Genomic DNA, 21495 nt, shown 5'->3' with positions numbered 1-21495 from the left:
GGATGGGTGGCGCGACAGGTGAGGCGATACCTCCTAGCGGATCAGAAGGGCATTGCCAGTTGGAAAATTAGTTTGCCCCCCTTGTCGTCCACTATGTCAGAACGGGTCCAAGGAAGCGCACCGATAACCTGGAAATTCAGCCGTTCTTCTAACGTTCCACCAAGGCCCACTCCATAGGAGCCAAGATACATGTGTCCGGTGACGTCGTCGGACCAGGCTGCGCCGTAATCCACGAAGGCCGAGGTTGAAAGCGTGGGCAGGAGTGCCAGCCCGATATCGACCTCGTGGCTTACCCGGGCCGAGGCCGCTGCACCTTTGTCGCCAGAGATGGTACCGCTATCGAAGGCTCTGCCATAAGTCTCGCCTCCAATGCCGAACTGAACAGCCCCCGGCAGGGGCCTGCCAGAGTACTGGCCGCGAGCCAACAATGTCATTGTCGTCGCCTCGCTGAGCGCCTGTGTGTAGTCCAGTTCGGCGGTAACAAAGTGGAAGTCATCTGGCACCGCGCCCAGATCAATATCCGAGTTCGTGCCGAGATTCAACGCTCCTTCGAGGTTGATCTCGGAGGTCTCAAAGCTCTGGCTATATTGCAGTGAGTTCGTCGCCCAGCGGATCCGGCTGCGGGCAGCGGCCGAGCCAAAAACGTCCACGTCATCGTTACGCACCGTCAGCTCAGCCTGCCCCCAGAGCGACCTGTCCAGCGTCCGCAGAAACGGATAGGACATAAACGCCGTGCCTATGGCTGATGTCACATCGATGTCTGGCGCACCAGCTCCTCCGTCGGGGTGTTGGCGCAGATAAACAACGCTATAGCCCGCGCTAAGCCCGTTCGAGCTGATCGGATAGCTTTGCATCATTTGAAGCAGTGTCATCCGGTCAGGGTGTTGCGGTGTGATGACGCCGGTTAGGTTGGTGGTCTCGAACCTGCGCAGGACATCGTTTAGGGTCACCATACTGGCCATTTGTAGTGGGCCAACGGCGTCGGATCCCAGATTATCGAGCCCGATCATTCCTGCGCTGCGATGCTGTGCGACCTCCAGCCGCAGCACTCCGCCGCCCGTCGCGCCTTCGGGGCGCACAAACGTGCCTTCAATCGACAGTCCGGCAAGATCACTCATTAACAATAGTTCGCGCTCGGCCGCCTTTACCCGAATCGGGTGCATGTCGAGAATACGTTGCAGGTAAGGGGACAGTCGGTTCTCGATGCCGGGGATATTGCTGTTGATCTCGATACGGTCGACATAGCCTTCGAATACCTGCAGCTGGATCTGTCCGTCAGAAAAATCCTGCACCGGCACCACTGTCTTGGAAAAATAGCCCGCAGCGAGATAGGCCGCGTCAACAGCATCTGCCATGCGGTAAAGGTCAGCTAGCGTAATTTCGGTGCCGATTTTGCCCAGCCAGATTGGCGTCAACGCCGGCAAGGGTAGAGTCCGCGCGCCATCAATGTGCACCGAGTTCAAGCGAAAACGGATGCTTTTGGCGCGATCTAAGTCGATCTTGTCGCGTTCGTCCTGCACGCCAATGGCGACACTGCCCACCTGTGGCGGCGGTTCATAGCGTTGTAGAATGACAGTTTGCTCGGAGAGGATACGGTCGACGTTCGGCAAGCCCTGTGAAAAGGCCGGGCCCGCGTAACAGGCGCAAAGCAGTGCCAGTGCGCCCAAGCGAAGGGGTGAGGAGCAGCTGGGATGGAGCTGCAATGTTAACGCGCTCACTCTGCCGGAACCGTCGGTGGCATAGAAAACGGATGCCCGAGGGCGACGGATAACGCCTCAAACACGCGGCTAGCGGGCGAGCTGCACGCAAGTTCGTCTGGGTTATTCGGTAGCACGTCCTCATCCCCGCAATCGCCCGAAGGGATGTCGCTGTTAGCCTGGACGACTACCGTCGTGTCTGTCGTCGTGTCGTAAAACACCGTCGTGTTGTAACCCGGCAGTTCGCCCGTGTGGCCGACCCAGCCGTCGACGCACCCCATGGCGATGCCGTAGCCTGCCGGTTCGGGGAAGGACCGCAGGCGCTGGTGCTGTGTCTCGGCGCTTAACAGGCCTTTGCCTGTGCCGAGGGATCGCCCGTAAACCAGCAGGTCGTCGAGAGTTGAGATCATTCCGCCCGCTGTCCATCCCCAAGACGGATTCCAATGCGTCGCGTTCGAAGGCGCTGTCGGCGTGGCAGCATCACCTTGCAGGGTAAATCCCTGCGGATAAGGCGTCGGCATAAGGGTGGCACCGTCAGGACCGATGGTCTCTGTCAGGCCCAGTGGTTCCAGGATCATCGAAGCAAAGACAGTGTCGATATCTTGACCGGTCACCTGCTCAATCACGAGGCCCAGCAGCACGGTATTGGTGTTTGAATAATTGAATTCCTCCCCCGGCGCAAAGATCGGTGAACCGGGGAGGGCAAAATCGAGCAGCTCCTGCGGCGTATAAGGCAAGTTAGGATCTGCGAAGAACTGATCAAGGAAAGGGTCAGCCTGAGTATAGCTCAGCAGGCCGCTGGTCATGCTGGCCAGATGGCGTAGGGTGATGATATCGCCATTGGGAATGCCGGACACATACTGGTCGATCGTATCGTCGAGCGATAGCTTGCCAGCTTCGGCCAGTTGCATCAGGGCGGTACCGGTGAAGGTCTTGGTGATCGATCCGATCCGGGTATGCATGCCGACTTCCATCGCAGCCTCGGTTTCGGGGTCCGCAACGCCCCAAGCACCGCTCCACCTGCCCTCGGGTGTGACAACGCCCGCAATAATCCCCGGCGCAGCGGCCCCGTCCAGCGCCCCAAGCGTGGCCGCATCAAGGGCGTCGGCCAGCGTCTCAGGCAGCGGCGTGTCGGGTAGCGTGATGGCTGCACGAGCCGTTACCGCTGCCGGGTCGGCCACGCAGAACTGCTGCGCCTGATCTTGAGCCTGCGCTGTAACCGGGGCCGCGAGGGCAAAAGCCACAGCACAGACCGAGAGGCTGGGCCGAAACTGGCGGGCCGTTCTGTGATGGAGTCTGATCGCTGTCATGTGCCTGTCCCTTGTTTGTTATGCACTTGCTACTTGGATTGCTTCGAAAGCGAAGATAGCCCATTTATGATTGCAAACAAACAAATGTAAAGTTCAATTAAGGTGCAATGTGGGTATAATTTGCGCTTTACTAATCCGCTTATGCCCTTTACCTAACGGCTGCCGCCATTCGTGCGCTACGGCCTGGGGTAGTCAGTTCCGAGGCCCCCTACGGCATGATTTCGAAAGATATCAAGGTAAACCTAAGCGAAGGCATTTTGCTGTGCGGCGAAGTACAGATGCGCCTGCGTCCCAAGACGCTGTCTGTTTTGGTGGCATTGGTGGAGCAACAAGGCGAAGTGGTCAGCACGGCTGATTTGCGGCGCATGATATGGGGCAATAGCCATGGCAACGAGGCAGGCCCCAAACAGTGCATCCGCGAATTGCGCCGGATGCTGGACGACAGCGCCCAAGACGCCGGGCTGATCGAGACAGTGGGTCGCCGGGGCTACCGGCTGACGCGTCCGATCTCGTTGATCGGCGCTGCGTCTGAGGATCTTATAACGGCATCGACAGTACTCTGCCTCGGGCGGGATAAAGAGCTGGAAGTTCTAAGCGAAAGGGCCGACGCCGCCAAGCGCGGTCGACGGGCGCTGGCTTTTATTTCGGGCGAGGCAGGGGCCGGTAAGACACGCCTTCTGGAAGCATTTGAGGCTGGTTTACCCCAGCGCACACCGCTGTGGGTCGCCTGGGGACAGGCCATTGCGCACCCTGGCGCACGCGAGCCCTACGGGCTGCTGATGGATGTGTTGACGCAACTTATGGCCGGGCCTGAGGGGGGGACGCTGGCGCGACTTCTGCCACTCGTCGCTCCCTCTTGGGTCAAGCAACAACCTGGGCGTCGCTCGAAGGCGGAAGCGTTGGACCGTACTCGCCGCGACTCAATGCTGCGGGAATTCTCCGCGCTGATGGAGCGGCTGACCCGTGGCCGCCCTGGTATTCTCGTGCTTGAGGATCTGCACTGGGCAGACCCCAGTACGCTAGCTTGGCTAGCGGCTTGGGGGCTACAACGCACTCCGGCGCGATTACTGGTGCTGGGTAGCTATCGCGATGATGAACTAGACCGCGCTGGAACGCTTGCGGCAACACTGAGTCAGCTAAGTCGGCAGCCAGACTGCAGGTTGATCACCCTTGGTGGTCTCGATGAGGCGGCAGTGTCTGGATGCCTTGCAGAGCGCTTCCAGGGTAACGCTTTTCCTCCTGATTTGGCTCAGACTCTTGCCTACCGAACCGAGGGTCATGCCATGCTTGTTGATGCGGCGGCAGACTTTTGGCAGGCGCAAGGTCTTGTGCGGCGCGACGAGACTGGCTGGCAGCTTTCCAGCTCTCCTGAAGCGTTGGTCGCAGCCATCGCCCCCAGTGTCCGTACCCTGATCGAGACTGAACGCACTAGCCGCCTGCTGGCTGAGGAGCGCAGCTTGCTTGAAACCGCCAGTGTAGCGGGATCGAACTTTTCCGCGATTGACCTGGCCGACAACCGCGACGGGGTGGAGGCGGCGGAGCGGCAGCTAGAACTCCTCGCCCGAAACCGACGATTCATCACCCGTGCGGGCCTCAGCTATCGACCCGACGGATCGGTGGCCACGCGCTATGCCTTCCGGCACGCGCTACATCACGAAGCGCTCTACGATGGGTTGCCGGCAGCGAACAGGCAAGGCACGCACCGAAGGGTCGGTCTGCGGCTGGAGGCCAGCCACGGTAATGCAGCGGGTGAGATTGCCCCCGTACTGGCCGATCACTTTGAACGCGGCGCCGACTGGCCGCGTGCCGCACGCTATCGTGTGCTGTCGGGGTGGCGTGCGCAGGCGCGTGGTGCCTCCATGGATGCCGCAGAGCAGTTCCGCAGAGCACGGGACCTGCTGACCCGAGGCAGCGGGGCTGGTACGACGAACCCTGAGGCCGACCGCGCGACTGAACTCGATGCCCTGCTTGGGCTTGGCGCGGCGCTCATTGTCTCGGATGGCTTTACTGCGGAAGAGCTTCGGGAGGTTTACCGCCGCGCGGGGCAACTAGCTGCCGAGGTCGGCGATCCCGCTACGACGATCCCGGTTCTCGCAGGGCTTTGGAACGATCACCTGACGCGGGCTGAACTGACCCGCGCCGAAGATCTCGCGCTAGGGCTGCAGGCTCTCGCAGGGCATGCACCGGCCCATATGGCGATGGTAGCCCATAACGCTGTCGGGCAGACTCGGTTTTTCACCGGCGCTTTACCGGCTTGCGCCGCAGAAATCGCCGCCGTGCTGGAAATCGCCCCCCGCCATGCCGAACAGAACGGTAATGTCCTCTTCGGTGAGGACCCAGAGGTTGTATGTCGCCAGTACGCGGCCTGTGTCGCTGAACTGACTGGTGCCTCGGTAGAGGCTGAGCGGCACTTTACCGCTGGCAGTGCGCGCGCCGACCGACTGGGCACCGCCTTTGGGCGCGCCCAGATGCTCTGGTGCGGGGCGGTCTGTGCGCGTCTCCGTAGCGATGTCGGGCTGACCCGCGAGCGGGCTGAAGCGCTTGTTGCCCTGTGCCGGAGTGAGGCGGTGCCCGTTTGGGGCGACGCAGGTGAGATGCTGGCGGGCTGGGCGCAGGCAATGGCCGGCGATACAGTCGGGGCCTCGCGGATTGCAGTGGGGCTCTCGGCTTTCAACTCGATGGGCGTGAGGGTCACGCTACCTTTTGGCCACGGGCTCGCCGCAGAGGTCGCGGGAAATATGGGTGATCCAGTCGCTGGAATGCATGCCTTGCGTCAGGCTTTCGCAATCGTCCGGGCGAGCGGCGAACGCTGGTGCTTGGCCGAGCTTCACCGACTGCGTGCGGGACTGGCTCAAAAGGCGGGACGCCCCGATATTGCCAGCCGAGCGCTCGCCCATGCCGAAGCCGTAGCGCGGGCGCAGGGCAGGGTCGAACTGGTCACGTGAGAGCGGGTACAAAAGTTGGCCTCGGCAGTTGCGGAACGAGTCGCTTTGCAGCAATTAAATCTCAGCTTTTGTGTTCAAAATTGTGCATTACACAATCACGCTAGAGGCGTTAGGTGGCACGGGGGCAAAGAGGGGAAGGCTATTCGTCGAACCATTCGTTCAGCTAAAAGCAGGTGATATCGCCGCTAGTACCTGGGAGGGGAAGTGCGCCTAGAGCTGGCAATTGCAACCAGAATGGCGCTGAAAGAAGAAAAGAAGCTAAGTGTGCATGATAGCTTCTCGCGGTATAAGCCTCCCCGAGATGGGGAGGCATACACAGGCTGCTAGCGCTTACTCTTCGCCAAAGTAGCGAGCGAAAATTTCGTCGTAAGTGCCGTTTTCTTTCAATTCAGCAAGGGCTTCGTTGAATTTCTCAGCGAGTGCTTCGTCACGCTGGCGGAAGGCGATACCAAAACCTTCACCGAAAACTTCCTTGGGCTCGGTAACCATCTCGCCGACTACTTTGTAGTCGCTATCTTCGTTTTCAAGCAGGGTAGATTTGCCTACTGAAAACTCCAGGAAGACAGCGTCCAGACGCTCGGCGTCCATATCCAGCACCATATCATCGGCGGTGGAGTAGCGGTTGATAGTCGCGGTGTCGCCGAGGGTATCGGTGGCGAAGTTGTCATAGGTGGTGCCGCGCTGTACGCCAATGGATAAACCCTCAAGGGTTTCCACTGTAGCCTCTTCTAGGTCGCTGTCTGCTGGAGCGAACCAAGCGCCGGGCATGGTGATATAGGGGTCGGAGAAGAGCAGTGTCTGGCGCCGCTCTTCATTGATGGTCATCGACGACATAATGGCATCGTAGTTGCGCGATAGAAGGCCAGGAACAATGCCATCCCACTCTTGCTCGACCCACTCACAGGTCACACCCATCTGATCACATAGGGCGTTGCCAAGGTCGATATCAAAACCAGTCAGTTCACCATCGGCGGTGCGGTATTCCATTGGTTCATAGGGAACGTCGACGCCAATACGTACATGGTCGTAATCCCGCGCCTGGGCAGAAGAGGCCGCGGCAATGGCTAAACCAAGCACAGATACTGTTAGTAATTTCTTCATTCTTATACTCCGTAGAAAGCAGGTTCACTAGAGGTGATCCCCTTTAACGTACCCTAGGTTGGGGCGAACGAAAAGAGGGAGCGTTGCTATGAACCAACGTTTGTTTGACGGTGCAACAAACGGGGCTGTTTTTATCACTCGATGCTTTTGTTGTTAAGTGCTCTTGATACGGTTCTCGTGATGCTAGTTATTTTGCGGCCTTAAGTGGGCCAACAGCTTTTTCTCCAGGAAACGGAAGAAGTACAAAATGGCAAATGTGAGGCAAAGATAGATCACTGCTACAAATAAGAAAGCATCAAACGGTGCGTAGAAGCGGGCATAAACGAAGCGTGCAGCCCCTGTCAGATCCATTAGCGTGACGACGCTGGCAATGGCGCTGGCATGCAGCATAAAGATAACTTCGTTGCCATAGGCGGGCAGGGCACGTCGGAAAGCGCTGGGCAGAATAATACGCCGCATCATCAGGTTTTGTGACATGCCGTAAGCCCTGGCAGCTTCAATTTCCCCTTTGGATGTCGCTTTGATAGCCCCTCGGAAAATCTCAGTCGTATAGGCCGCCGTATTAAGCGTGAAGGCAATCAGCGCGGGGTAGAAAGCTTCCCGAAGGATTGGCCACAAAAATGTTTCTTGGATACCGTCAACAAACACCACGCCATAGTAGATGATATATAGCTGAATCAGCAGTGGCGTGCCACGAAAGACATAGGTGTAAAAATAGATGGGTAAACTAATCCATTTATGCTTTGAGCTGCGCATAACGGCAAGTGGCACTGCCAGTATTAAGCCCGCTACCAAAGAAAGGAATACCAGTTGGGTTGTCGTGACTAGCCCTTCCCAGTAGTAGCCTAACGTATCTGGGGTGAAAATTACGTTGCCAGCTAGCAGGTCGTTGAACCACGCAGAAATATCCAGCATCTCATTGCCCCCCAAAGCCAATGTCGTAACGTTTTTGTAGCCGCACGAAGATCCACTCGGATACGCTAGCAATCAGCAAGTAAGCCGCTGCGACGGGAAGTAAGAAAGTAAAGGGTTCATGGGTGGCTCGGGAAGCCTCCGCAGCGACGCGAACCATATCTGTCAAACCGATCACTGATACCAGTGCCGTTGTTTTAAGCAGCACCATCCAGTTGTTAGATAAGCCAGGGAGTGCGTGGCGCATCATTTGCGGAAAGCGAATACGCCGAAATACCAACGCACTGCTCATACCGTACGCTTTTCCCGCTTCAATCTGGCCGTTATCCACTGCCATGAAAGCGCCGCGGAAGGTTTCACCCATGTAAGCGCCAAAAATGAACCCAATAGTGAGAACACCCGCCGCGAACGCATTGAAATTAATATAGATATCAATGTCATAATGGTCATAAAGCATATCGCTAATGGCGTTAACACCGATCTGACCACCAAAGAACAGCAGCATCATCAGCACCAAGTCTGGTACGCCGCGAATAACGGTGGTGTATACCGTCGCAGTGCGGTGCAGGAGCCAGCTGCGTGACATTTTGGCAGTCGCTGTTAACAAGCCAAGCACAATGGCTAGAATAAGCGATAGAACCGCTAATTGAATGGTAACGCCCGCCCCTTCGATCAGGCGGGGGCCATAACCTTGCAAATCAAGCATGGTGTGCCTCGCTGATCAATATTTGGGGGCCAGAAATTGCTTTAAGCGCGGTGATTGCGGATTGCCCAGTACATCAGCAGGCGCGCCAGCTTCTTCTACCAAGCCTTGGTGCAGGTAAATCACTTTGCTGGATACATCGCGGGCAAAACTCATCTCGTGAGTGACCACCACCATGGTGCGCCCTTCATCGGCTAAGCCGTGCATTACTTTCAAAACGTCGCCGACCAGTTCTGGGTCAAGCGCCGACGTTGGCTCATCGAACAGCATTACTTCGGGATCCATCGCGAGCGCTCGGGCAATTGCGCCGCGCTGCTGCTGTCCACCCGACATTTGCGCTGGGTAGGCATCAGCGCGTGCGCTTAGCCCAACGCGCTCGAGCAGTGCACGTGCGTGTTCGACAGCTTCTTTTTTGGGTTTTCCCAGGACATGAATAGGTGCTTCGATAATGTTCTCAAGCAATGTCATGTGGGCCCATAGGTTGAAGCTCTGGAAAACCATCGACAGCTTGGCACGCATTTGCACGACTTGTTTCCAATCGGCAGGTTCGCGGCCATGTTTGGTCGTTTTAAAGCGAATCTGCTCGCCATGAACGAACAATTCACCCTCGTCAGGTTGTTCCAAGAGGTTCATACAGCGCAAGAAGGTACTTTTGCCAGACCCCGATGCACCTATCAGAGTGATGACATCACCCTTTTGAGCTTCGAGAGAGAGGCCTTTGAGAACTTCTGTATCGCCAAAGCGCTTTTTTATATTGCGCACTTCAAGGGGGGTAGGCGTATCAGCCATAACAGTGGCTCCAGTACAGGGTTGCCGCTACAGCAACAGGTTTAAAACATGTGCTTGATAGGCGGCTAGCGCGAAAAAAGGGGCGATTCTATCAGGCCTTGTGCGTATTGCGTGCTTTCCTTATGCGATTAATAAGAAAAACGTTTGTTTAATACACATTGATAAGCCTTGAAAAGCCTCTACGTTATTGTTGTTAAAGCATTTTTAACAAATTTTATTGATGTGGTGCGTGACTCGTTAGCTGGCGTGAGTGGGGGCGACTAGCAGTGCTGCCCGTGCGCCAATCTCAACCTTTGCGTTGGGAAATACCACATGTAAAGGCGTGTCCCCAACAATAAAATCACCTGCGACGCTATCTTTGGCGAGACAAGTGCCCGGCTCAAAACGGCTGAAATTGGGGACATCTTCATCGAAACAGAGACAAAAGGTTTCTGCCTGACGCATTAGCTCATGTTGAACTTGGAAAAATCTCATTGTTTTAGCGGGCTTTTTAGGTGGCTGCTCCCCAGCGCTAAGCGCGCTAATAAGCGTTAACATCGGCGCTAATGCCGCCATATCGTTTTCTCCAAAGGGCGCAACGCGGCCTAATTCGAAAGTGAAGGCTTGGGCAGCGTGGTAGTGCTTACTGTAGTGAGAAAACGTCCAACTGTGCTGGTGTTGGTGTAGTACCGCTTGCATATCCGCCGCCGCAAGCCATTCCCACTGCTCTGGATTGATCACGGTTTCTGCGAACGGCTCTACGACAAAGCGAGTATAGAGGCTACCGCGAATAGCCGTGTGTAAATCGTAGTGCAGTTTAGGCAGCGCCTGATGACGATTATAAAAACTGTCTACCGCTGACATTAGCTCGCGAGCCCTATCTGGTTCCTCGCCTGTTTCGGCGAGTTCGCGCTGAAATAAGCGGTTGAGGTTCGTCTTAATAAACCTCTGCTGGGCCTTTAAGGCAGGTAGATTACCTAAAATCACTAGCACGGGAGCACCAATGGTGACCGTACCGGCCTCTATCGCAGATAGCCAGTTACCCAACAGTTCCACGGGGGCTGTTTCGTTACCGTGTATCGCAGCAGAAAACACGCAAGCATGAGCCGCTGGATGAACGGTCGCCGGGGTTATCTCTAAAATCCCCGGTGCATGTAATTGGTAGGTGCCGCTGCCAAAGCGGCCTGACCGTGGAGAAGGGTGTTTGTCATCGAGAGTCCAATCAAGCCATTGGCCAAGCATGAAGTGTTCCTTGAGCAGGGAGCGTCAGCTTTTTGTAATGTTGTACCTTTAACACGCTGAAGCTTAACCACAAGGGGGGACGTCGATAGCATGAAAAACGCAGGTGCGAACATGAAAATTAAGCGTAAAAGTATCCATGCTCATTGTTGTATATGAAAGGGTGCTAATCGATAAAATCGAAGGAGAGCATCGAAAACATTCGCTTTTTTCTACGCTAAGCTGAGCTATTTTATTAACAGATTTTCATAAGCCCGTTTCATAAACCTGAGACGGGCAAGACACAGCGCTACCAGAAAACACTACAAGGAGTGGGTAATGGCAAAGGTATTAGTTCTTTATTATTCCATGTATGGGCATATTGATACGCTAGCTGCCGCGGTGGCAGAGGGCGCTGAAAGCGTTGATGGTGTGGAAGTTACCGTTAAACGTGTGCCTGAGACTATGCCAGCAGAAGCCTTCAAGAACGCTGGCGGTAAGCAGGACTTCACGACGCCAGAAGCGACGCCACAGGAGCTTGCTGACTACGACGCAATCATTTTTGGCACGCCAACGCGGTTCGGCAATATGGCTGGTCAGATGCGTACCTTCTTAGATCAAACCGGTGGGTTGTGGGCCAAGGGCGCGCTGCGCGGCAAGGTGGCGAGTGTGTTTACCTCTACCGGGACTGGCGGCGGTGATGAAATGACCATTACCTCCACTTGGACAACGTTGGCCCATCACGGCATGGTGATTGTGCCAATTGGCTATGGTATTGAAGATCAGTTTGATATTTCCAAAGTGAGCGGTGGAACACCTTATGGCGCATCCACGCTTGCCGGCGGCGATGGCTCACGCCAGCCGGATGATCGCGAGCTAAAAATTGCCCATTTCCAAGGTAAGCATGTCGCCGAAATTGCTGCGAAGCTGGTGAGCTAACGCCCGTTTGCCAACACGCTTGAAACGCAATGCCTCACTGTTTTTACAGTGAGGCATTGTTTAGTTAGCCGCGAATACGTTCAGCAATCGCTTGACCTAGACTTAGCGTATTGCCTAGCCCGCCAATATCTTTTGTGAGTACTTGGCTATTGCCTTCGCTCAACACGTCTTCAATGGCTTTCACCATCGTGTCGGCGGCTTCTTGATGGCCCAGGTGCTCTAGCATCATGGCACCGGACCAGATTTGGCCAATCGGGTTAGCAATACCTTTGCCAGCGATGTCTGGTGCGCTGCCGTGAACCGGTTCAAACAGGCTGGGGAACGTGCCTTCCGGGTTGATATTAGCAGAGGGCGCAATGCCGATAGTGCCGGTGCAGGCGGGGCCAAGGTCTGAAAGAATATCGCCAAACAGGTTACTGCCGACCACCACATCAAACCAGTCTGGGTGCAGCACAAAGTTAGCGGTTAGGATATCAATGTGAAATTTATCCACCGCAATGTCGGGATACTGCTTGGCCATTTCGGCTACCCGCTCGTCCCAGTAGGGCATGGTGATTGAGATGCCGTTGGACTTGGTGGCCGAGGTGAGCTTTTTACGCGGACGGGTTTGCGCAAGATCAAACGCATACTTCAGAACTCGGTCGACGCCGACGCGGCTCATCACCGTCTCTTGAAGAACAATTTCACGCTCGGTGCCTTCGAACATTTTGCCGCCGACACTTGAATACTCGCCTTCGGTGTTTTCGCGCACTACGTAAAAGTCGATATCGCCTGGCTCGCGGCCTGCTAATGGACTTTTGATGCCCGGCATCAGTTTGCAGGGGCGTAAGTTGATGTACTGGTCAAACTGGCGACGAAACTGTAGCAACGAGCCCCACAGCGAAATATGGTCGGGCACTTTGTCGGGCCAGCCGACGGCACCGTAAAACAGTGCATCAAAATCCTTGAGCTGCTCGAACCAGTCGTCGGGCAGCATTTTGCCGTGCGCTAGATAGTAGTCACAGCTGCCAAATTCAAATGTTGTGAATGCTAGGTCAATGTTGAAACGCTGTGCGGCAGCTTCCAGGGCGCGAATGCCTTCGGGCATGACTTCGGTGCCAATACCGTCACCAGCGATGACTGCAATGCGGTGGGCCATAGTGGCTCCTTCTGTGGTTAGCGTTCGGGACAGGTATGATCTTGTACGACGTCAATCAATTCATTAGTAGGGAAATTAAGCTCGGCGGCGCGCTGGCGCAGTCGCTCTTCCACCGCGCTTTCCATGACTGGCGTACGCGAGAGAATCCATAGGTAATCGCGGTTGGGGCCTGATACCAGCGCCCACTGATAGTCTTCATCCAGTTCTAAAACGTTATAGCCGCCATAAAAAGGGCCAAAGAAGCTGACTTTTAACCGCCCGATGCTTTCTTCGTCAATAAAGTAGGCGCGGCCTTCAGCGTCATTCCACTCTTGCTCTGTGAGATTGTAGCCCCGGTTGATAACGCGCACGCCGCCATCGTCACGTAGGCTGTAGCTGGCCGTTACGCAGTCTAAGTTTCGCTCAAAGGAGTGATCCAGGCGGGCGATTTCATACCACTGACCTAAATAGCGGTTAAGTTCAAAGCCTGTGACAGGCTCAGTGCCGTCAGGAATGCCGGTGCAGCCCGTTAATACAAGGCTGCTGAGGGCCATAAGCCCAATGATTTTCCCCACTTTCTTGCCTGGTGTTCGTGCGGCAGTGAGCATTACACGCTCCTAATGACCTGCATGGGATAATAAGTGTTAAATCTATCAGGATGGCTAAATGAGTGCTATGAAGGGTTTCCTGTGGCATCTCTTTAACCGGCAAGAAGCAGAAATAGGTTATGGTATTTCTGTACCGAATAAGCCCTTACAATACCTACAACAAAGGAGTGTTTATGTGGCATCAACAAGAGATTCACTTACCGGTAATGCCCAGGGGCTTTCATCTAATTACGGATGAGATCGCTAGGGCACTACCGTGCTTGGCCGAGTGCAGTCAAGGGCTACTGCACCTGCAGTTAATGCATACTTCTGCCTCACTTACATTAAATGAAAACTCTGATCCTGACGTCCGTCACGATCTGGATGCCTTTATTCGCCGCTTAGTACCTGAAGGACTAAACTATTTTCGCCACACCCTTGAAGGCCCCGATGATATGCCTGCTCATGTCGCCTCTAGCTTACTGGGTACTCAGCTAACGCTAGCCGTACGTGATGGCCGTTTGGCGCTGGGCACCTGGCAAGGAATATGGATGGGAGAACACCGTGAGCAGGGTGGTTCGCGTCGTTTGTTGGCAACGATAAACGGCCGTGAAGCAAATTGAACATCCGATTTTTTTCTTTTCTAACGACTTCTTTTCAATAAGCGCCTCTACATGCTTCGACGCTCTTTTCGCCTGACTCGTCAGCGCTGGCTGAGACTGCTGTTTGTGCTCAACCTCGCGCTGGTGGCAGGGCTGATTACTCACCAAATATGGCTCTATGTCGCTAAGCCTGAATTTGAGGCATTGCACACTAGGGAAGTGGCGGATATCCGTGAGCAACTCGCTGAACGAAGCTCCTACCGTTTTGCGGTGGTAGGTAATATCAATAATTCAGTGAATGTGTTTCAGGATGAAATTATTCCCAGGCTGAACCACAGCGATATTGATTTTATGGTGTCAGCGGGGAACGCGGTGAGTGGGGGGCAGCAGGAGAGTTACAAGGCGATTTACCAAAGCCTAGAGCAGTTAAACGTGCCGTATGTGCTGACGTATGGTGCCCATGAAAACAGTGATTTTGGCAGTTATCTTTTCTATGAATACTTTGGCCCGCATTTTTATTCCTTCGTTGCGGGTAACAGCCATTTTATCTTTTTGGATGGCACGGGGAAGTCGTCTACCTCATGGCAGCTAGATTGGTTAGAGCGCGAGCTGGCTGCCTCGGAAGCGCAGCATCGGTTTTTGTTCATTGGCTTGCCACTGCATAACGTGATTAGCGATGCGCCCTTATTTGAAGCCGATAATTACCTCAATGATCCACGGTTGAGTGAAGGTATTATGCGCCTGTCGGAGCAGTACGCGGTGGACAGCGTGTTTTCGGCAAACCTGTCGCTTTATTCACACCAAACGGTGAGCGGAGTGGATTACGTCACCACGGGTGGTGCTGGCGGCATTTTGATGGATGCAAATGACAGGTTTCATCACTATGTGGTGGTCGAGGTAAATGGCGAAAATGTGACAATAACGCCCGTTCGGCTGAATGTGGATAGTCCAGGCTGGTGGCGTATGCTAAGTAGCGTTGCCTCAACGGTTTATGCGTTTTTTTACGTCAGCTACCCTCGCTTCCTGCTCATTGTCGGAGTGTTGTCACTATTGGCGATGCGCTTGTACCGACTGATTTTTGAAGAGCGCCACTATTACCCAGATTTTGATATCGATCCAACACCGTATCTGGAGAAGCCCCTGCGGGTGGCGATGATATCGAATAACTACTTCCCGTTTGTATCCGGTGTGTCGGTTTCCGTGGAGCGACTTCGTCAAGGGCTTAGCGAGTTAAAACATCAGGTGCAGTTGTTGGTGCCCCGTTATCGAGAAGCGTGGCAAGACGATGATACGATCTTGCGTGTACCCACTGTGATGGCCTTTGGTGAAAAGCGTGAGTTCCGTTTGACCAATCCGTTTAGTGCACGTTTTCGCCGCTGCCTGCAGCGCTTTAAACCGGATATTATCCATGTCCATCATCCTTTTTGGCTGGGGTCGATGGGGCTATGGATGGGGCGGCGCCTACGTGTGCCGGTTGTCTATACCTATCACACACGGTTAGAGCATTACGCACACTTTGTGCCGCTTCCTGGGGCTCTGTTTCGTAATTTGATTTCCCATGCGTTGATCAAACACTTCTCTAACCGTTGCCAAGGCGTCATCGTGCCCACTTACTCGGCAGAAGAGTATCTGCGCATGATTGGGGTGAAAACACCGACGCTGATACAGCCTACGGGCATTGATGCGGCGCGATTCGCCGACACAGATCGTGATGCGTTGGAACAGCTGCGCCATCAGCTTTCCATCGACCCAGCCGATACGGTGTTGGTGAGTGTCTCGAGAATTAGCCAAGAAAAAAATATTGGTTTTATGCTGGAGGCATTGGCGGAGTTGAAAAGCCAGGGGGGCCAGTCGTTGCGCTTGTTGTTAATTGGTGATGGCCCAGACCGACAAACCATTCAGCAGCATATAGAAGCGTTGGCGTTGCAGGAGCAGGTGACCTTGGTGGGCGCTGTGCCGCCGGAGGATATGGCACGCTATTACCACTTAGGCGACATCTTTGTGTTTGCATCTGCTTCTGAAACTCAAGGCATGGTGGTTTTAGAAGCGATGGCCGCTGGCTTGCCAGTCGTTGCGGTACGCTCTAGTGGTATTGATGACGTAGTGCGTGATGGCTTTAACGGCTATAAAACGCCGCAAAATCGGCAAAAGTGGGGGCAGCGGGTGATGGCGTTAGCCGAGGATAATGCGTTGAGGGTTACCCTGGGCAAGCAGGCAAAAATATTTGCTAGCGACTATGATATCGCTAAGTTTGCAGGAGCGGTCGCGCATTTCTATGCCGAGGTACTGGCCAAGTATTACGCGAAATAGCCCCTCACTTCAGGTCGTGTCGTTGTTGTTTGTGTTAGACCGAGAGGTTGCTACGCGCTTTAGCAACCACAGCAGTCCCACGCCAGCGCCAAGACCTATTACCGCCCATACTAATTCTTGATGAGACGCCGCGGTGAATAGTGCGCCCAATTGGCTTCCTAGCAGTATTACCGCCGCGAGCCCTGGCACAATTCCCAAGGTCGATCCGATCATGTAATCGCGAAAATTAACATGAAACGCACCGGCTAGCATATTGGTGAGCGTGAAAGGGGCTAAGGGCAACAGGTTGATCACCGTCATGGTGCGAATGCCGCGCCTGGATAAATAGCCGGAAAGCCCACGCAAATGGCGTCCGCCATAGCGCATTAGCGCATCGCGCCCCATCCAATGGCCTACCCAGTAAGACGCCACCGAAGAACTAAGCGTACCCAGCGTGGCATAAGCCAGCCCCCACAGCGGTCCAAACAGTAGGCCGGTCAAGACGACTAGCAGGCTTAACGGAAACATGACCAGTAGCGAGCCGGTATAAACGACTATCACGGCGATAAACATCCAGGGAGCTTGCTTCCATTGACTGATGGCGGACGCTAGCTCGATCAGGTGAGTTTCGGTGAGTAAGCCTTGCTGCTGAAGCCAGCGCCACATGATACCCAGCATGACTACTACAACGACTAGCCCAATGCCTTTTAGTAACGTGCGTGACATCTTTTTCCCCGTCGCTGGTACTAAAAAGCGACAGCATACGTTAGAGGCGTAACCGGATGAAATCATATTCGGCGTTTAAGCGCGGCTAATGAGATCAGTTTAGTTAGTAGTAATGGCTGTCTGATAGGAATTTTTCCATTTTTCTTGCCATTTTGGTGCAGCCGTGAAGAATGAGGCGCCTCCACTGTTATACAAAAGGCGCGTTACCTATGGATTTTACTCTTCCTCCTCTGTTGACGGCGATGGTTGATCGCGGCAACGGACTGCTATGGGGCAGTGTGCTGATCTACCTGCTGATCGGTGCTGGCCTCTACTTCACTATCATGACCCGCGGTATCCAAGTACGTTATTTCGGGCACATGTTCAAACTGCTGCGCAGTTCGCGTCAATCTAACGGCGGTATCTCTTCTTTTCAGGCACTTTCTACCAGTCTGGCGGCACGGGTTGGTACCGGTAACCTAGCTGGTGTGGCGGTAGCGATTTATTTTGGTGGTCCCGGCGCGATCTTTTGGATGTGGCTGACCGCCATGGTGGGTATGGCGACCAGTTTTGTGGAGTCCACTCTAGCCCAGGCCTATAAAGTTGATCACGGTGATAACACCTTCCGTGGTGGTCCGGCTCGCTATATTGAACGTGGCCTGGGGCTTCGCTGGCTGGCGGTACTGTTTTCGATCTGCTTAATTATCGCGTTCGGGTTGGCGTTTAACAGCGTACAGGCCAACTCCATCGCCCAGGCCATGGAACAGGCATTTGCCATTCCCACCTGGGCCATGGGGTTAGTTCTGATGGCGGTGATTGCGCCCATTATATTTGGCGGCCTGAAGTCGATTGCTAAAGTAGCTGAGCTAGTGGTGCCGCTGATGGCACTGTTGTATTTGCTGTTGGCACTCACGGTGGTGGCGCTCAATATCAGCGATTTGCCCGCTGCCTTTATGACCATTATTAAGAGTGCGTTTGGTTTTGAGCAGGCGGCCGGTGGCGCAATGGGGTATGCCATTTCTCAAGCTATTATGAACGGTATTCAGCGTGGTCTGTTCTCTAACGAGGCGGGTATGGGTTCAGCGCCCAATGCTGCCGCGACCGCCAGCACTCGGCCAGACCATCCCGCTGCGCAAGGGTTTATTCAAATGCTGGGCGTGTTTTTAGACACCTTGGTCATTTGTACTGCCACTGCGGCCATCATCATTATGGCTGGGCCTGAGCTGCTGGCTGGCGAAGAAAACAACGGTATTCAGCTTACCCAAATCGCGCTCTCTAGCCATGTGGGTGATTGGGGCGGTATGTTTATTGCCGTGGCGATCTTGCTGTTTGCATTCACTTCGGTGATCGCTAACTACTCTTACGGTGAATCTAATATTGAGTACTTGGCAGGCCGTCGTGCGCCTATTGCGGTGCTGATTTATCGCTTGGCGGTACTCGGCATGGTGATGATAGGCTCGGTTGCGAGCTTAGGTGCTATCTGGAATTTTGCCGATCTTTCCATGGGTATGATGGCAGTGATTAACTTAGTGGCTATTTTACTGCTGTCGCCGATTGCCTTCGCACTGTTCCGTGATTACGACGCTCAATTGAAAGCAGGTCAAGAGCCTGTCTTTGATCCCAGTAAATTCCCTAAATTGGTAAATAAAGTAGATCCTAGCGCGTGGCCAAAGCGGAAATAAACGCTATTTTTTGACGCGATAGACGAAAGCCCCGTTACTGCGAGCACAGCAGAGCGGGGCTTTTTGTTGTTTATAAATTCGATTTTTTCGAATGAGATAGGGGAAACGTTGCGCTTTTTTTAATCGAAAAGCGCCGTAAAATGGTTACCAGAGTTCCCACTAATACGTTAGGAAATTATCCATGACCACACGTGCACTGCTTGTAACTTCTTCTATTTTAGGCGAAAACGGCCAGTCCAATGCGTTAGCCAACCATTTTGAAACCAAAACGGAAGCCCATGATGTAGTAGTTACTCATCGTGATGTAGTGGCTAACGCGTTACCGCACCTTGCGATTGAAGAGCTCGGTGCATGGCAGACGCCAGCAAACGAGCGCAACGCCGATCAGCAGGCATTAGCAGCTCACTCTGACGAATTGTTGGCAGAGCTGCGGGCGAGTGATGTCCTGGTGCTGGCGGTTCCGCTGTATAATTTAGGTATCCCGTCCCAGTTGAAAGCGTGGTTTGACCGCGTGCTGCGCGCTGGTGAAACCTTCCGCTACACTGAAAATGGCCCGCAGGGTTTGCTTGAAGGTAAGCGTGCGATTATTTTAGCGGCTCGCGGTGGCCAGTACGCAGGGACTGAATTAGACAGCCAAACGCCACATCTTAAAGCCATACTCGGTTTAATGGGCATTAGCGATGTGGATGTTGTCTTTGCAGAAGGCTTGAATATGGGTGACGCTCAGCGTGATGCTGCGCTAAAAGAAGCGTTCCAAGCGATCGATCAATTGGTCGAAACACTCTAGTAACACGTTGATTTAAAAGAGGTGGTAATGCCGCGCCCTGAACTGCTTGAACAGATTTATACCATTGTTGATCAGATTCCTGCTGGGCGGGTAACCACCTACGGGCGTATCGCGGCGATGACGGAAGGCGCCACGCCGCGCATGGTTGGCTCGGCGATGCGCCACTTACCAGAAGGGCATCAGTTACCCTGGCATCGCGTCATTGCTGCGTCGCTAACGCTAGCCGACCACGGCGGTGCTGACCGCCAGCATCAGAAACTGCGCGATGAAGGCGTTATGTTTGATAGCAAAGGGCGCGTTCCTGCCCATCTTGTCTGGCCTGATTGAGCCAACGCTGTAAGAGAGAGTTTCAGTTTGCGATGATTCAGGCTTTGCTGCTTATGTTTGCCAAGGGCGGCTACGCCGCCATCGCCCGATAAATCGGCCTCCTACAATAGGTATCTGCCCAGAGGTCGAACCACCGATAAATAGGCCTCCCACAATAATATTGTGGGAGGCCGTGCACTTGGCTATTTTATTATCTCACACCTCTTACTCTTCCAGATTAGCCCCAGACTTCCAGGACCAGTCGCGCCAGCGTAGGTCAAATAGATCTTTGCGGCGGTCTTTCAAGTTGGTTACTGAGCCTTCGGCACGCACAACAGTAAGGCGAGTCAGGTCTAGATCTGAGAAGAAGATCATTTCGGTGTTAGGCGTGGTTTCCGCCAGCACTGCATCGTGGGGGAAGGCGAAGTCAGACGGTGAAAACACGGCTGATTGGGCATACTGGATATCCAGGTTCTCAATCGAAGGTAAGTTGCCGACGCTGCCACACAGTACTACGTAGCACTCGTTTTCAATAGCTCTTGCTTGGGCGCAGTGGCGTACTCGCAGATAGCCGTTTTTGGTATCTGTCCAGAACGGCACAAACAGTATATCCATATCCTGATCGGCTAGCAGACGGCCAAGTTCCGGGAACTCAACGTCGTAGCAAATCAAAATGCCTACGCGGCCTGCGTCGGTGTCAAAGACCTGCAGGTTATCACCCCCTTCGATCACCCAGTCGCGGCGCTCTTGAGGGGTAATATGCAGCTTCGACTGCTTTTCGATTTCGCCATCCCGGTGGAACAAATAGGCAATATTGTATAGTCGGTCATCGTCACCGACTTCAATCATTGAGCCACCAACGATGTTGATGTTATACGACACCGCCATCCGCGAAAGCTCGCTTTTAAAACGCTCGGTGAAGCCCGCTAAAAAGCGAATCGCGCCCATTTGATCCTGCTGGGCCGAGCGGTCTTGTAGGCCCATCAGTGGCGCATTGAACAACTCCGGAAATACCGCAAAGTCACTTTGATAATCTGATAATGCGTCAACAAAGTATTCAATTTGTTGAAGGGCTGCTTCCACTGAAGCGAACTCACGCATTTGCCACTGTACCGCACCCACTCGTACCTGAGTCGGGCGGGTATCTAGCACGCTCTCAGCAGGCTCGAACAGGATGTTGTTCCACTCCAAAAGAGTGGCATAGCCGCGAGATTGCTCGTCTTCCGGCAAATATTTACGCAGTAAGCGTTTTACTTGGAAGTCGTTAGCCAATTGGAACGACAAAATCGGGTCGTAGATCTCTTTGCGAGAGACTTTTTCGATGTACTCTGCTGGGGTCAGTTCTTGGGCGTGCTGGTGGTACTCGGGAATGCGCCCACCTGCCAGAATGGCACGCAGGTTGTGCGAGCGGCACAGTTCTTTGCGGGCTTCATATAAACGCCGGCCCAGGCGGTAGCCACGGTAGTCCGGGTGGATCAACACATCCAGCCCGTACATGGCATCGCCATCTTGGTCGTTAAGGATGGTTTCACGATGGCCGATCAGGTCGTCATATTTATGCGGGTTAGAAAACTCGTCGTAATCGACCTGTACCGTTAGCGCAACGCCCACCAGCGTACCATCGTCCTCAATGGCAATTTGGCCATCAGGAAATTCCTGAATGAGCTTGTCAATAGTGTGCTTTGGCCACGCACCGCCGATGTCGTGATATACCGCATCCATCAGCGTTTTGAGCTGGTCGTAGTCATCGCTGGTGAGATTGCGAAGATTAAGGTGCAGTTCTTCTAAGGACATGTTCAGGGGTTCCCGGCCGTCGAATGAAGGTAG

18 protein-coding genes are annotated in these 21495 nt (G+C 54.1%); 7 read left to right on the top strand and 11 right to left on the bottom strand.

What is annotated here, in order from left to right; genetic code table 11:
- Positions 1-41 precede the first annotated feature (41 nt).
- Complete coding sequence (locus tag CEK60_RS13200; protein WP_157698038.1) at positions 42-1718, bottom strand: ShlB/FhaC/HecB family hemolysin secretion/activation protein; 1677 nt, start codon at positions 1716-1718, stop codon at positions 42-44.
- Positions 1715-3007, bottom strand: coding sequence for a serine hydrolase domain-containing protein (locus CEK60_RS13195; protein ID WP_089039404.1), 1293 nt, complete (start codon positions 3005-3007; stop codon positions 1715-1717). Before CEK60_RS13195 ends, CEK60_RS13200 begins: the two co-directional genes overlap by 4 nt.
- Before the next feature lie 215 nt (positions 3008-3222).
- On the opposite strand from CEK60_RS13195, the gene CEK60_RS13190 reads away from it, so the two are divergent.
- Positions 3223-5952 (top strand): AAA family ATPase, encoded by a 2730-nt coding sequence (locus CEK60_RS13190; protein ID WP_089039403.1) that lies wholly within the window; start codon positions 3223-3225, stop codon positions 5950-5952.
- Between the two features lie 330 nt (positions 5953-6282).
- Here CEK60_RS13190 and CEK60_RS13185 read toward each other — a convergent pair whose 3' ends face one another.
- The 5 genes from CEK60_RS13185 to CEK60_RS13165 form a co-directional block, all read right to left on the bottom strand.
- Positions 6283-7053 (bottom strand): transporter substrate-binding domain-containing protein, encoded by a 771-nt coding sequence (locus tag CEK60_RS13185; RefSeq protein ID WP_089039402.1) that lies wholly within the window; start codon positions 7051-7053, stop codon positions 6283-6285.
- A gap of 183 nt (positions 7054-7236) precedes the next feature.
- On the bottom strand, positions 7237-7968 hold the full coding sequence (locus CEK60_RS13180; RefSeq protein ID WP_089039401.1) for an ABC transporter permease: 732 nt from the start codon (positions 7966-7968) through the stop codon (positions 7237-7239).
- 1 nt (position 7969) lies between these two features.
- Entirely contained in the window at positions 7970-8671 is a 702-nt protein-coding gene (locus tag CEK60_RS13175; protein ID WP_089039400.1) for an ABC transporter permease, read from the bottom strand.
- 15 nt (positions 8672-8686) lie between these two features.
- Complete coding sequence (locus tag CEK60_RS13170) at positions 8687-9457, bottom strand: ABC transporter ATP-binding protein (protein ID WP_089039399.1); 771 nt, start codon at positions 9455-9457, stop codon at positions 8687-8689.
- A gap of 237 nt (positions 9458-9694) precedes the next feature.
- A complete protein-coding gene (locus CEK60_RS13165) occupies positions 9695-10678 on the bottom strand; it encodes a succinylglutamate desuccinylase (protein ID WP_089039398.1) in 984 nt (327 codons plus the stop codon).
- A 315-nt stretch (positions 10679-10993) separates the two neighbouring features.
- Between CEK60_RS13165 and wrbA the strand changes: the two genes are divergently transcribed.
- Positions 10994-11593 (top strand): NAD(P)H:quinone oxidoreductase, encoded by a 600-nt coding sequence (wrbA, locus tag CEK60_RS13160; RefSeq protein WP_089039397.1) that lies wholly within the window; start codon positions 10994-10996, stop codon positions 11591-11593.
- A gap of 64 nt (positions 11594-11657) precedes the next feature.
- Here wrbA and CEK60_RS13155 read toward each other — a convergent pair whose 3' ends face one another.
- Positions 11658-12731, bottom strand: a complete 1074-nt coding sequence (locus tag CEK60_RS13155; protein ID WP_089039396.1) for a tartrate dehydrogenase — start codon at positions 12729-12731, stop codon at positions 11658-11660.
- Between the two features lie 17 nt (positions 12732-12748).
- Complete coding sequence (locus CEK60_RS13150; RefSeq protein ID WP_089040923.1) at positions 12749-13264, bottom strand: lipocalin family protein; 516 nt, start codon at positions 13262-13264, stop codon at positions 12749-12751.
- Between the two features lie 227 nt (positions 13265-13491).
- Between CEK60_RS13150 and CEK60_RS13145 the strand changes: the two genes are divergently transcribed.
- The gene (locus CEK60_RS13145; RefSeq protein WP_089039395.1) at positions 13492-13920 is read left to right on the top strand and encodes a secondary thiamine-phosphate synthase enzyme YjbQ; all 429 of its coding nucleotides are present in this window, start codon (positions 13492-13494) and stop codon (positions 13918-13920) included.
- A 51-nt stretch (positions 13921-13971) separates the two neighbouring features.
- Positions 13972-16209: a glycosyltransferase gene (locus CEK60_RS13140; protein ID WP_089039394.1), complete on the top strand. Its 2238-nt coding sequence runs from the start codon at positions 13972-13974 to the stop codon at positions 16207-16209.
- A 9-nt stretch (positions 16210-16218) separates the two neighbouring features.
- Here CEK60_RS13140 and CEK60_RS13135 read toward each other — a convergent pair whose 3' ends face one another.
- Positions 16219-16914 (bottom strand): TVP38/TMEM64 family protein, encoded by a 696-nt coding sequence (locus CEK60_RS13135; protein ID WP_089039393.1) that lies wholly within the window; start codon positions 16912-16914, stop codon positions 16219-16221.
- Positions 16915-17123: 209 nt separating this feature from the next.
- On the opposite strand from CEK60_RS13135, the gene CEK60_RS13130 reads away from it, so the two are divergent.
- The 3 genes from CEK60_RS13130 to CEK60_RS13120 all read left to right on the top strand — a co-directional run bounded on the left by CEK60_RS13130 (position 17124) and on the right by CEK60_RS13120 (position 19689).
- Positions 17124-18575 carry an alanine/glycine:cation symporter family protein gene (locus CEK60_RS13130; protein WP_089039392.1) on the top strand — a complete coding sequence of 484 codons (1452 nt, stop codon included), beginning with the start codon at positions 17124-17126 and terminating at the stop codon, positions 18573-18575.
- A 181-nt stretch (positions 18576-18756) separates the two neighbouring features.
- Positions 18757-19362 carry an FMN-dependent NADH-azoreductase gene (locus CEK60_RS13125; protein ID WP_089039391.1) on the top strand — a complete coding sequence of 202 codons (606 nt, stop codon included), beginning with the start codon at positions 18757-18759 and terminating at the stop codon, positions 19360-19362.
- 27 nt (positions 19363-19389) lie between these two features.
- A complete protein-coding gene (locus CEK60_RS13120) occupies positions 19390-19689 on the top strand; it encodes an MGMT family protein (protein ID WP_038477012.1) in 300 nt (99 codons plus the stop codon).
- Positions 19690-19893: 204 nt separating this feature from the next.
- Here the strand turns inward: CEK60_RS13120 and CEK60_RS13115 are convergent, their stop codons facing one another.
- Positions 19894-21462 carry a carbon-nitrogen hydrolase family protein gene (locus CEK60_RS13115; RefSeq protein WP_038477009.1) on the bottom strand — a complete coding sequence of 523 codons (1569 nt, stop codon included), beginning with the start codon at positions 21460-21462 and terminating at the stop codon, positions 19894-19896.
- Positions 21463-21495 lie beyond the last annotated feature (33 nt).

Origin of the sequence: Halomonas sp. N3-2A, from assembly GCF_002216165.1 — a bacterium.
GTDB lineage: Bacteria > Pseudomonadota > Gammaproteobacteria > Pseudomonadales > Halomonadaceae > Vreelandella.
This window is presented reverse-complemented; position numbering and strand designations above follow the sequence as displayed.